This window comes from Actinomycetospora corticicola (assembly GCF_013409505.1).
GTDB classification, from domain to species: Bacteria; Actinomycetota; Actinomycetes; order Mycobacteriales; family Pseudonocardiaceae; genus Actinomycetospora; species Actinomycetospora corticicola.
In genome coordinates this window covers 2,278,802-2,290,870 of record NZ_JACCBN010000001.1, presented here as the reverse complement: position 1 = coordinate 2,290,870, position 12,069 = coordinate 2,278,802, and the positions used below count along the sequence as shown (strand labels likewise).

General features: G+C 78.3%; 11 protein-coding genes. 5 read left to right on the top strand and 6 right to left on the bottom strand.

Annotated elements, in window-relative coordinates; translation table 11 throughout:
* Positions 1-72: 72 nt before the first annotated feature.
* From BJ983_RS11010 to BJ983_RS10990, 5 genes are all read right to left on the bottom strand, one after another.
* Positions 73-408, bottom strand: coding sequence for a hypothetical protein (locus tag BJ983_RS11010; RefSeq protein WP_179793830.1), 336 nt, complete (start codon positions 406-408; stop codon positions 73-75).
* A 182-nt stretch (positions 409-590) separates the two neighbouring features.
* Entirely contained in the window at positions 591-1,355 is a 765-nt protein-coding gene (locus BJ983_RS11005) for a class I SAM-dependent methyltransferase (protein WP_343054025.1), read from the bottom strand.
* A gap of 11 nt (positions 1,356-1,366) precedes the next feature.
* A complete protein-coding gene (locus BJ983_RS11000; protein WP_343054022.1) occupies positions 1,367-2,395 on the bottom strand; it encodes a methylenetetrahydrofolate reductase C-terminal domain-containing protein in 1,029 nt (342 codons plus the stop codon).
* Positions 2,396-2,456: 61 nt separating this feature from the next.
* Positions 2,457-2,651 carry a hypothetical protein gene (locus BJ983_RS10995; RefSeq protein WP_179793829.1) on the bottom strand — a complete coding sequence of 65 codons (195 nt, stop codon included), beginning with the start codon at positions 2,649-2,651 and terminating at the stop codon, positions 2,457-2,459.
* A gap of 90 nt (positions 2,652-2,741) precedes the next feature.
* Positions 2,742-4,367 (bottom strand): Hsp70 family protein, encoded by a 1,626-nt coding sequence (locus tag BJ983_RS10990; RefSeq protein WP_179793828.1) that lies wholly within the window; start codon positions 4,365-4,367, stop codon positions 2,742-2,744.
* A gap of 190 nt (positions 4,368-4,557) precedes the next feature.
* Here BJ983_RS10990 and BJ983_RS10985 point away from each other — a divergent pair, with 190 nt between their 5' ends.
* From BJ983_RS10985 to BJ983_RS10970, 4 genes are read left to right on the top strand one after another with little or no spacing between them, the layout of a single operon-like run.
* The gene (locus tag BJ983_RS10985; RefSeq protein WP_179793827.1) at positions 4,558-5,106 is read left to right on the top strand and encodes a histidine kinase; all 549 of its coding nucleotides are present in this window, start codon (positions 4,558-4,560) and stop codon (positions 5,104-5,106) included.
* Entirely contained in the window at positions 5,097-5,762 is a 666-nt protein-coding gene (locus tag BJ983_RS10980) for a LuxR C-terminal-related transcriptional regulator (protein ID WP_179793826.1), read from the top strand. Before BJ983_RS10985 ends, BJ983_RS10980 begins: the two co-directional genes overlap by 10 nt.
* Before the next feature lie 39 nt (positions 5,763-5,801).
* Positions 5,802-7,103, top strand: coding sequence for a hypothetical protein (locus tag BJ983_RS10975; protein ID WP_179793825.1), 1,302 nt, complete (start codon positions 5,802-5,804; stop codon positions 7,101-7,103).
* Positions 7,100-10,408: an ATP-binding protein gene (locus BJ983_RS10970; protein WP_179793824.1), complete on the top strand. Its 3,309-nt coding sequence runs from the start codon at positions 7,100-7,102 to the stop codon at positions 10,406-10,408. Before BJ983_RS10975 ends, BJ983_RS10970 begins: the two co-directional genes overlap by 4 nt.
* Before the next feature lie 3 nt (positions 10,409-10,411).
* On the opposite strand, the gene BJ983_RS10965 is transcribed toward BJ983_RS10970, so the two are convergent.
* A complete protein-coding gene (locus BJ983_RS10965; RefSeq protein ID WP_179793823.1) occupies positions 10,412-11,158 on the bottom strand; it encodes a hypothetical protein in 747 nt (248 codons plus the stop codon).
* Positions 11,159-11,598: 440 nt separating this feature from the next.
* Between BJ983_RS10965 and BJ983_RS10960 the strand changes: the two genes are divergently transcribed.
* Positions 11,599-12,063 (top strand): MSMEG_3727 family PQQ-associated protein, encoded by a 465-nt coding sequence (locus BJ983_RS10960; RefSeq protein ID WP_179793822.1) that lies wholly within the window; start codon positions 11,599-11,601, stop codon positions 12,061-12,063.
* Positions 12,064-12,069 lie beyond the last annotated feature (6 nt).

Genomic DNA, 12,069 nt, shown 5'->3' with positions numbered 1-12,069 from the left:
CGCCACCGGCTGAGCGAACGGCACTCTCGCGCACGTCGATGCTGCGAGAGTGCCGTTCGTGCGTTCCGGGGACTAGGCCGTCCGGCTCACCAGCGGGCCGGTGTTGATGGCCGGCACCGTGACCTGCAGCCGGTGCGAGGTGACCTGCCAGAACCGGCGCTCCGGGTCGACGGTCCGCCACACCTCGGCGGCCTCGTGGACCTCCTCCTGCGCCAGCCCCTCGCGCGGCACGACGGCCACGGGGGCACGGAACCCGAACCGGCGACGGGGCGCGGTGTCGGGGGCGACCCCGACCGCCGACGCCAGGGCCGCCCAGGCGTCCACGGCGCTGCCGTGCACGCTCACCGTGGTCGGGCCGACCCCGTCCCCGAGCAGCACGGTGTAGGCGCTGACCGCGTCGTACGTCACGGATTCCTCCTCCTGCCCCCGAGGTGGGAGCGGCCTGTCCGACCCAACGGCACGGCGCCCCCGCGGGCCAGCCGTCACGCAGGTACCCGCGCCGGGCTGAACCGATTCCGCGATCGGCGGTCCACTCCAGCGGCGGTCACTCGACCGGCCGTACCGCCAGACGACACGGGGTGTGACCCGGGTCAGACGGCCTCGCAGCGCAGCAGCACGATGACCACGTCGCGGGAGTCGAGCAGACCGCCGAGGACGGCCGTCTGCTCCTGGGCCTGGTGCCACGCGGGGTCGTCGGCGTGCTGCTCGGCGAGGAACGCCTCGACCGCGTCGGCCCGGCGGGTCCACTCCGGGGGCGCGTCGGGCAGGGTCGAGGCCTCCACCCGGTCGTGCACCCGGAACCCGGTGGCCGCGAGATCCCGGTGCAGGTCGACGTCGGTGGGGAAGGAGTTCGACTCCAGCTCCGCGGCCCGCTCCCCGCGGGCGACCAGCACGAGCAGGCCGAGCCGCGCGCCCGGCCGCAGCACGCGGCGCAGCTCGGTGAGCACCGCCCGCTTGTCCGGCACGGTGTCGAGGACCCCGAGCGCCCAGGCGGCGTCGACGCAGCCGTCGGCCAGCGGGAGCTCCTCGGTCCACGCCGCGACCGCCGGGTGACCGAACAGGCGCACGGACGCGGTCGCGGCGTGCACCATCGGCTCGGCGAGGACGACCGACCCCCGCCAGCGCCAGGAGAACTCGGTGACCAGCCAGGCGGTCGGGCCGCCGAGGCCGGACCCGGCGTCGAGGAACCGGTCGCCGTCGGCGAGTTCCAGGCCGTCCGCGAGCCACGCCAGGTCCGCGGGCCGCCCCGAGCCCCGGCACGCGGCCGGGATGGCGTGGTCCGCACCGAGTGCGGCCACCGCCTCCTCGGTCCACGCCGCCACCGTGTCGAACTCGACCTCCAGCGCCTCCTGCACCCCACGTCCCCTCATGCGGGGCGGAGGGACTCGCTCTCCGCCCGGTGGGCCGCGCGCACGCGTCGCCCCACCTCGGCCTTCAGATCGGCCGCTGGTACCCAGCCCGCGCTCGATCCGACACCGGAGAGATTCACGCCGACCACCCCGTCCAGGGCGAGCAGCGCGCGCGCCTCGGCGACGGCCTCCTCGATCCCGGCCTCGACCGGGTCGTCGGCGTCGAGCACGCGGGCCACCGCGTCCGGGTCGAGGGCCAGCCCCGGCAGGTCCGCGAGCCCGCGGGCGGTGCGGGCGTCGGTGAACACCGCGACCCCGGCGACGACGGGGAGGCTCACCCCGGCCGCGCGACCCGCCGTCAGGAAGTCGTCGAGCACCGCGGGGGAGGCGACGTGGTTCGTGACGACGAGCCGGGCCCCCGCGGCCTGCTTGGCCGCGAGGCCCGCGGCGCGGGCGGCGGGGTCGGGCGGTGCCGCGGGGGCGGCGGTGACCGTCGCGACGAGCCCGTTCGTGGCGACGAGGTGGGCGAGCCGGGTCGCGTCGAGGTCGAAGACCTGGGTGGCGCCGGCGCCCACGGTGGTCCCGGCGCCGCTGCCGGGGCGGCTGTCCCCGGTCACGCACAGCACGCCGCCGACCCCCAGCGCGGCGAGGCCGACGACCTCCTGCTCGAGCACGACCCGGTTGCGGTCCCGGCAGGTCAGCGTGATCCAGGGCCGGACCCCGAGCTCCAGGAGCGTCGCGGCGATCATCGTGGGCGGGAAGTCGGCGCGGTCGTGCAGGTCGGCGACCAGCACCGCGTCCGCCCCGTCGGCCAGCCGGGTGGCCACCGCCCGCAGCGTCGCGGGGTCGCGCGCGGGGACCGCGAGGTCGGAGAGCACCACCGGCGGGTCCACGACGGCGGGTGCGTCCGGCTCGGGTCCGTCCCACGCCAGGACGGGGTCACCGGAGGTCCACGGGCAGGGGAGGGCCTCGTCGAGCTCGCAGGCCCCGGAGGGCCGGACCCCGCCGCACGGGCCGTACCGCATCCGCTTCGGGCAGCTGATCACCGCGCCGGGGTGCCCCGTCGGACCGCCGGGAACGCACGGCGGCCGGGAGTGGCCGCGGGGATCAGGCGGCGCGGCCGGACGCGTCCAGCAGCCCCGCCGCGCGCAGCCGGGCGGCGACGAACTGGTCGGCCAGCGGGAGGCCGTCGACGATGATGCGGTCGCCGACGACGGTGCCCCGGCCGGCGGCGAGGGCCGCGAGGACGGCGCGGTCGCGGGCGGGGAGGGCGGCGGCAGCGGTGTCGAGGGTGACGGTCACGGTGGGCTCCTCGGTTCGTCGGTGATGAGGAGAAGCCTGGGGCGCGCCGGGGTTGCCCCACGGCGGGGCGGACCCACCGTCCGAGTGGCCTCAACCCCCCAGGAGCAGGACGCCGCCGACCACCAGGGCCGCCACCACGAGGACGACGACGAGCACGAGCAGCACGGTCCGTCCGCGTCCGGACCGCCCGCCCGACCCGGGAGCCGACGATTCCGGGGCCGACGACCCCGGGGCCGACGGCGGGGGAGGGCCGGTCGGACGGCCTCCGGGACCCGGCGGACCGACCGGTGCCCCGGGGCGGGCGGGCCGGCCGGGAGGCGGCCCGGCCGCCCGGAACGGCCCGCTCGGCGGGAACGGGCCGGACCCGGAGAAGGGGCCGGGGAACGGGCCGGTGCCGGGGACCGCGCCGGCCGGGGGGAACGGGCCCGTCGGCGGGAACCGACCGGGTCCTGGACCCGACGCACGGGGACCACCGGGTCCCGGCCGTGGACCACCCCCGCGCGCGGCGGGCCCGCGTGGTCCGGCTCCGCGCGCCCCGGCCGCGGGCGGCACGCGCACCGCGGTGGTCCGGCCGTCCTCGATCGGGGGCCGCAGCGGGGTCAGGCTCGTGCGCCCCTCCCCGCCGTCGTCCCCGCCCGTCTCTCCACCAGCGGCCGACGCCGCGACACCGCGCGCGGCCCCGAGCCGGACCGCGCCGAGCGCGACCACGTGGTCGGGGTGCGGCTCCACCACCACGGGGGCCGCCACGGCCGTCCGCACCGCGCGCACGACGAGCGGGACCCGGGCGGACCCGCCCACGAGCAGCACCGCCCCCAGGTCGTCCGCGCGCACCTCGGCGGCGTCGAGGGCCTGGCGCAGCGCCGCGACCGCGCGTTCGACCACCGGGGCGATCCGGGCCTCGAAGGCCGCCCGCCGCACGGTGACGTCGACGTGCCGGCCCGGGAGCAGCAGTCCGACCACAGCCTCGTGGTCGACCGAGAGCGCCTCCTTGGCGGCGACGCAGTCGGCGCGGAACCGGGTGAGCGCCGGGACCGAGGCCGGGTCCTCCGGGTCCAGCTCGGCCAGCAGGCCGCCCGAGGCCTCGTCGGCCACGGCGGCGACCGCCTCGTCGAGGTCGTCACCCCCGAGCCGTTCGACCGCGACCGGTACCCCGACGAGCGTCCCGCCGTCGACCACGGCGGCCTCGCAGGAGGTCCCGCCGAGGTCGAGGACCGCGTGGGGTGCCCCGTCCGGCAGGCCGCGCACGGCGGCGACCCGGCCCACGGCGGCCTCGGGGTCGCACACCGTGACGACGTCCGCGAGCCCGGCCGCCGCGGCGACGTCGTCGAGGAGTCCGCGGCGGTAGGGCCCCCACGACGCCGGGTGGGTCAGCACCACACGGCGCGGCCGGTCGCCCTGCACCCCGGTCGCCCGGTCGACCGCCCCGCGCAGCAGGGCGGCCAGCAGATCGGTCGGCCCCACGGACTCGTCGCCCAGCAGGACCGGGGTCGGGTCGCCCAGCCGTCGGCGGACCGCCCGCGCGACCCGGTGCGGCTCGGTCGTGGCACGCCGCAGGGCCGACTCCCCGGTCACCAGCGCACCGTCGGTCCGGCGGGCCACCACGGCGGGGGCGAGCACCGTCCGGTCGCCGAGCGCCACCATCTCCGCCCGCCCGGCGTCCCCGGCGGCGGCCGCGACCGTTGTCGTCCCGAGGTCGACGCCCAGGACGTAGGACACGGAGGCCTCCTCGGGCGACGATCTCGACGGATCGTAACCAGCGATGGTGCGGACGGGCGAGCACTTCGGGCACGGTCGCCCCGTGCGCCACGGATCGTCACCGCGACCCCGCGTCAAGGGGGTCAGCCCTACCCGCCGGGAGGGAGCGCCCCCTCCCCGCCGTGGGTCGGGGCGCCGGAGACTCGTGGCCATGACGACGGCGGAGGACCCCACCGGTCGTCGGGAACGGCGGCGGGAGCACTGGCAGCGGCGGCGTCGGCTGGAGCGCCGCCTGCACGACGGGGCCGCGCTGCGCATCTCCTCCCTGGCGCTGCGCCTGGGCGTGCTCGACGCCCCGCGCGAGCAGGTCGAGGCGCTGCAGGCGGAGGTGGCGTCGGCGCTGGACGAGCTGCGGGCGGTCGCCGCCGGGATCTACCCGCCGCTCCTGCACGAGGCGGGGCTCGGTCCGGCGCTGCTCGAGCGGGTCCGGACCACCGGCGCCGACGTCACCGTGGACGTCGACGGCGAGCGGCACGGCCCGGCCGCGGAGGGCGCCGCCTACTTCGCGCTCGTCGAGGTCCTCGCCGCCGTCCCCGCACCGCTGACCGTCACCGCGCGGCGGGACGGCACCACCCTCGTCGTCGTGATCTCCGGGGCCGACCCGGGGCTCGCGGCGGTGGTCGCCGACGAGGCGACGCCCCTGGGCGGCGAGGTGCGGGTCGGACCGGACACGATCGTCGGGAGGTTCCCGTGCGGGTAGCGCTGGCCGAGGACGGGGCCCTGTTCCGGCAGGGGCTGGTGATGCTGCTCGAGGCGGCCGGGCACGAGGTGGTCGCCGTCGAGCCCGGCGGGGACGAGCTGCTGCGCGCCCTGGAGGGCGTCCCGGTGGACGTGGCGGTGCTCGACATCCGGATGCCGCCCGAGCCGGACGGGGGTCTGGTCACGGCCGAGCGGCTCCGGGCGAGCCACCCGGGGACGGGGCTGCTGTTCCTGTCGCACTACGCGGAGTCGCACTACCTGGTGCGCATCCTCGAGATCGGCACCGAGGGGATCGGCTACCGGCTCAAGGAGAAGGTCGGCAGCGTCGACGTCCTGTCCGACACCCTGACCCGGATCGCCGAGGGCGAGATCGTCATCGAGCCGGTGCTGGCACGGCGGCTGGTGGAGAAGCCCCGGAACGACCGGGCGGACGTGGTGGCCACGCTGTCCGAGCGGGAACGCGACGTGCTCCGCCTCATGGCCGAGGGGCGCGCCAACGCGGCGATCGCCGGTCAGCTCTTCGTCAGCGGCAAGGCCGTGGAGAAGCACATCGCGAGCATCTTCGACAAGTTCGGCCTGCACGCGGACGCCACGGACAGCAACCGCCGTGTCCTCGCCGTCCTCACCTATCTGCGCTCGCAGCGCGGCGAGGCGTAGACGACCCCCCGGCGCGGTGCCTACGCTCCGTGCCCACGCGTGGCGGACGGGGACCTCATGACGACGGGTGGACTGCGGGCGCTGTCCGTCGCCGGTGTCGTCGCCATCTGCCTGCTCCTCGCCGTCGTCGCCGGCGAGCTCGCCCTCGGCGCCGCCGGTCCGGTCCTCGCCCCGTTCGCCGGGGTCGGCCTCGCGGCCGCCGTGCTCGCGGTGACCGGCCTCGCCGCCCCGGGTGACGGCGGCCGGTCGTCCGGTGTCGGACGGTCGGCGGTGCTGGCCGCCGCGACCGGCGACGCGGCCTCCCTGCCCGCCCTCGCGACGGTGCTGCGCGAGGGCACCCGGGCCGCGTCCGCCGACGTCTGGCTCGCGGGCGGCGACGGACTGGTCGGCCGCACGGGGGAGCGGGTGGCCGACCTCGCGCAGCTGCTCGCCCGCCCCGACGTCGACCACGCGCACCCGGTCCTCGACCGACCTCCCGGCTCGTCCGGTGCCGGGCTGCGGGCCGTGCTCACCGTCGGCAAGCCCGGACGTCCGGTCACCGCGGCCGACCGCGCCCTGGTCGCGGACGTCGCCGACGCCACCGGGCTGCTCGTGCGCGGCCTCGCACGCGGGGCGGAACTACGCGACCGCGTGGAGCGGGTCGCCGAGCTGGCCCGCCAGACCGGGGAGTCCCGACGCCGGCTCGGACGGGCGCGGGAGGCCGAGCGCCGTCGCCTCGCCGGCGAGCTCGCGGACGCGACCGGCGACCGGCTCGTCGCCCTGCGTCGGGCCGTCGACGACGCCGGCGAGGTCCTCGACGACGGGCTCGCCCCGGACGCCGCCGACGACGACCGCACCGAGGCCGCGGAGCTGGCCCGCCACCATCTCGACGTCGCCCGCGAGCGGCTCGAGGACCTCCTGGACCGCTTCCGCGTCATCGCCCGCGGCGTGCACCCCGCCGTGCTGCGCGACCAGGGGCTGCGAGCCGCACTGGAGGAGGTCGTCGCCGACCTGCCCCGCCCGGTGCACCTCGCCGGGCGCCTGCCCGACCGGCTGCCCTGGGAGGTGGAGTCGGGGCTCTACTACGCCGCACTGGCGGTGCTCTCGGCCGTCCCGGGGGACGACCCGCTCGAGGTGACCCTCGGCCGCGCCGGCGACCGCGCCACGGTGGAGGTCACCCGGGCATCCGGTGCGGAAGGTGCCGACGGGGCCGACGTGGCCGACGGGGCCGAGGGCACCGTGGACCCGGGCGCCCTGGCGGACGAGGCCGACCGGCTCGCCGCGCTCGGCGGGGCCCTCGACGTCGACGCCTCGGGCCTGCGGATCCGGCTCCCGGTCGAGCTCTTCCCGGACGCCCGGTGACCGGCGGCGTGGCGCTGCCGCCCGCCGTCGCGCCCGGTTCCGGGGTGACGCGCCGGACCGCGACACGGGTCGGGTACCGGGTCGTGCTCGGCGTCGTCACCGCGATGACGCTGGTGTGGCTGGCGGTGGGCGCCGTCGTCGCGGTGGTGGGACCGGCCGGGCCCGCCGCGCTCGACGAGCCCTCCGGGCAGGCCGTCGTCGACTACCTCGCGAGCGGGGTCTCGCTCCTCGTCGCCGTGGTCCTGCTGCGCTCCGGGGGCGACGCGTGGCCGACGCGGCTGCTCGCGCTGGCCATGGTCGGGTCGGCGGGAGCGTTCAACCTGCAGGCCCACGCGGCCACCGCCGCCGTCCGGGCCGCGACGGGCCTCGAGATCGGCGAGCTGCACCAGATCCTGCTGCACGGCATCGCGGGCGCGGCCTACGCCGGGGCCCTGCTCACCGTCGTCGACCCGCCCGGCGGGCGCCGCTCGCGGGCGCTGGTGCCGGTGGTCGCCGCGGTCCTGTTCCTCGCGGGCCTCGGCACCGCGCTGCTGCCGCACACCGTGAGCTGCGTGGTGTTCTTCGGGTTCGGGGTGCCGCTGCTGGGCCTCGCCGCGGTCGGACCGGCCGTGCGCCGCGGGCCCGACCGGGAGGCCCGCGCCCGGGCGCGGCTGCTGACGAGCGTGCTCGTGGCCGCCCTCGGCGCGGCGCTGGTGCTCGGGCTGCTGACCCTGGTCCTCGCGCTGCTCGGCCGCCCCGGTCTCACCCTCGACGACCCGACCGCCCGGCACGGCGGCCCCGGCGTCGGCCTCCCGCTGGCGCTGCTGTTCTGGTTCTCCCGGCTCACCGCCGCGGTGCTCGCCCTGGCCGTGCTCGCCGCCCGGCGCGCCCGCTCGGCCGAGCGTCTCCTGCACCGCGGCCTCGCCGCGCTGCTCGCCGTGGTCGGGCTCGGCGGGCTCGCGGTCCTGCTCGCCACCCTCGTGTCCGCCCTGTCCGGCCGGGCCACCGGCGGATCGGTGACCGGCTGGGTCGTCGCGACCCTCGCCGTCGCCGTGCTCTGGCTCCCGGTCTCCGCGGCGGCCGACCGCCTCGCCGAACGCCTGCTCCACGGCAACCGCGCCACCCCCGCCGACGTCCTCGCCCGGGTCGCGTCCGCCGCGCGGGACGACGGTGGTCTCGACGACGTGCCGGAGGCCGTCGGACGGGCCCTCGGTGCCCGCGCCGTCCGCCTCACCGTGCACCGGGACGGCCTGCGGGACCGCGTCGTCGCCTGGCGCGACCCGGGCGCGGGGGAGGAGGAGGTCGCGTTCGCGATCCACCACGCGGACCGGGAGATCGGGTCGCTCGCCGTGGACGCCGAGGCCCTCGCCGGCGCCGGGGACCGGACCCGGCTGGTCGCCGAGGTGGCGGCCGGCCTGGAGGGGGCCCTCGTCGCGCACCGGACCGAGGTCGAGCTCGAACGCCAGCTGCGGGCCGGGGTCGCCCAGGCCGAGCAGATCGCGGCCGCCCGGCGGCGCCTGGTCGCCGAGACCGACGCCGAGCGGCGCGGCCTCGAGCGGGACCTGCACGACGGCGCCCAGCACCACCTCGTCTCGCTCCGGCTCACCCTCGGCCTGGTCGAGCACCTGGTGGGCGCCGGTCGCCTCGCGGACGCCCGCGAGCGCCTGGATGTCCTGCGCGAGCAGCTCGACACCGCGGGCACGGTGCTGGCCGGGGCCGCCGCCGGGATGTCCGCGGCCACCCTGGCCCGGCTCGGCCTCGTCGGCGCCCTCGAGGCCGACCTCGCCGGCGACCCGTCCGTCACGCTCCACGCCGTCGGCGTCCACCGGCACGACGAGGCGGTGGAGGCCGCCGCCTACTTCGTGTGCCTCGAGGCGGTGAACAACGCCCGCAAGCACGCCGGGGGCGCCGCGGTCCGGGTGCGGCTGGAGGAGCGGGGCGGCGTCCTGGTCCTGCGGGTCGCCGACGACGGACCCGGCTTCACCGTCGAGCGCGACGGCCCGGGCCGCGGCCTGCGCAACCTCGACGCCCGCCTCGCCCGGGTCGGGGGACGCGTCACGCTCACCTCCGCGCCGGGCGAGGGGACCGTCGTCCGGGCCGAGATCCCGGTCGGGACCACCCCGTCGGAGCCCGGGCCCCCGTCGACCGACGCCGCGACCGGGCTCGTCCCCGCCCTCGTCGCCGGTCCCGGTCCCGACGGCGGGTCGGACGCCACCCGCGAGCGGATCGCGGTCCGCGCGCGGGCCCTCGTCGAGGAGGCCACCCGGCAGGTGGGTCCGGTCCGGACCCCGGCGGCCCCGCAGGTCCCGCAGGCCCCCGACCCGCGCCTGCCTGCCGTCGTCCCGACGCTCGGGACCGGACCACGCCGCCCGGTCGGCCCGGTGGGCCCGCCCCTGCCCGACCCCGGGTCGCCGTTGTTCGCGCAGACCCAGTCCGTGCTGCGCCGGACCCTGGAGGAGGTCCCGGTCGGCGATCCCGCGGCGGAGCGGGTCGCCGCCCTGGCCGTCGCGCTCGGCGACCCCTGGCGGTACGGGGTCGCCGGCCCGACGCCCCGGGACGGCGCCGCCGTCGCGGCCGCGCTCGCCGGGGTGGTCGAGCGGCCCGCCGCCGTCGTCGACCTGGCGGGCCGCGCCGCGCTCGGCCCGCTCGCCCCCGACGAGGTCGTCGACGCGCTGGTGCTGCTGGCCGAGGACGACACCGGGACCCGCGTCCCGGACTGGCTCGCCGCCGTGCCCACCGTCGGGGCCCGGGTGGTGCCCGCGGTCTCGGTGTCGGCGGAGGACCCGCTCACCGGCGTCGTCCGGGTCGCGCTGCCCGGTCCCGGTGCCCTCGGCGGGACGAACCTCGGCCGGCTGGCGACGGTGCTGGTGGCCCGCTGCCGTCCCGTGGCGGCCCGTCGTCGGGCCCTCGCGGCGCTGGACGCGGCGGACGGCCTCGTGGCGGCGGCGCCCGGGCGGCCCTGGACGCGCCGGCTCGCCGTGGAGCTCGAACGGGTCCGGGCGGCGGGCGCCCGCGAGCTCGCGGAGCAGGCGCTCGCCGACGACCTCGACGCCGGTCGGGTCGCCCTCCCACCCGGCCGCCGGGACGCCGCGGCCCGGCTGCTGCGCGGCGGCGACCCCGCGACCCGGCTCGGCGTCGACCGCGCGGCCGACCGGTTCGAGCTCGCCCGGCTCGCCCGCAAGCAGCGCACCGCCTGGGCCCGGCTGGCCGGCCACCCGGGCACCGCGCGGGACGTCCGGGACGCCGCCACCGTGCTGGCCGCCGCGTGCGAGGCGCTGCTCGGCACGGTGACGGCCGTCGAGGACGGTCCCGACCCGTCGTCGTGACGGTCAGTTCCGCCGACGCGCCGGGTCGAGCTCGTCGTGCCAGACCGCGGTGCGCGGTCGGTAGGCCGACGCGCACACGACGTGCTGCTCGTCGAGCATCCGCTCGAAGGCCGGGACGGTCTCCGCGACCTCGCGCGGGCCGCAGTGCGTGGAGAGCTCCACCAGCTCCCGGCCACTGGGGAACCGGAAGTGCTCGAGGTCGGCGCGCCGCAGGCCCCACCGGGCCGCGGCCACCTTGACGCGGCTGACGACGAGCGGGCCGTGCACCCGCAGGTCGCGCAGCCGGCGGTCGTCCACGGGGCCGGCCCCGCCGCGGCAGGCCCAGGCGCGCTGGGCGGCGGAGAGCAGGTCCACGCCCGCCACCGCGCCCTCGATCGCCCGCGCCGCCGCCTCCGGATCCACCTCGGCGCGGACCTCGACGTCGAGCCACAGCCCGCCGGGCACGACGTCGAGCTCGACCCGACCGCCGCGGGGGGTGCCCCGGTGCGCCGTGGAGCCCCCGCGCCGGGCCGAGACCGCGAGGTCGTAGCGACCGCGGGTCCGTCGGCGCAGCCGGACCTCGACGCCGACCCGCAGGAGGTCGAGCGCGGGGGTGTCGACGAGGTAGCTGCGCCGGGTGCTCCAGGTCGGCGCGGCCCGACCGGTCAGGGCCTCGGCCGCCGGGCCGGCGGGGCAGGCGAGCAGCGCCTTCAGCTCGACGCTGTCGGCCAGGCCGTCCGTGCCGATGAGTTCCGACAGGGCTTCCGGCATCCCGAACCTGGGCACGTCGTTCGGCCTCCCACCGGACCGTGACGGCGGTCCTCGTCGACCCGTCGACCGCGACTCTAGGGCCTCGCCCGCCCGGCGACGAGGGGCTCGCCGTGATCGAGATCTTCGGGTCGAGCACGATCCACTTGCCGTCGTCCGGCTCGGTATCTATGGTCGGAAGTGGCTCAGCACACACCGCTCGGCGACTGACCACGTGCAGTCGTCGACATCCACGGCGTGTCCTGCCGCCCACAGGCCGACGACGTCGGCCGAGCGGTCGATCGACCGCGTGGCGGCATCGTGTGCGCACTTCCCGGGACCCTGCGCAGGCACACGGTCGGCGGGCCCTCCCGGCCCGCCCCGTTCGACGCCGCCCGACATCTCCGCCGCGCCGTTCCGGCGCGGGGAGGACCAGTGCAGTCGTGACGAGGAGGGGACGGCCGATGACGGCCACGGCAGACGATCGGGCCCAGGAGCTCCATGCAGCGGGACTGGACGGACAGAACCGCACGACGCTGGGGCGCATGCTCGGTACCGGCAACGTCGGCTACGCCGAGGAGGGCGAGGACGGCGTCATGCGCGCCACCGTCCGCATCCCCGAGGACCAGCTGATCTTCGACCCCAGCATCATCGTGTTCCCGCACGGCGGGGACATCGAGCTGACGCTGATCAACGACGACAAGAACACCCACTGCGCGCTCCTGCCGCACAACGGTGACCCGAAGATCATCTGGCTCGTCAACCACTCGAAGGGGACGGCGCGGCTGAACCTCGACGGTCCCGGGGCCTACTGGTACGGCTCCACCACCGGCAACGACGAGGGCCGCGGCCTGACCGCCGCCCTGGTCATGGGTGGCGAGGTGCCGGACTCGGCCAAGCTCGACCGCCCGGCCCAGCCCCGTCCCTGACCCGCG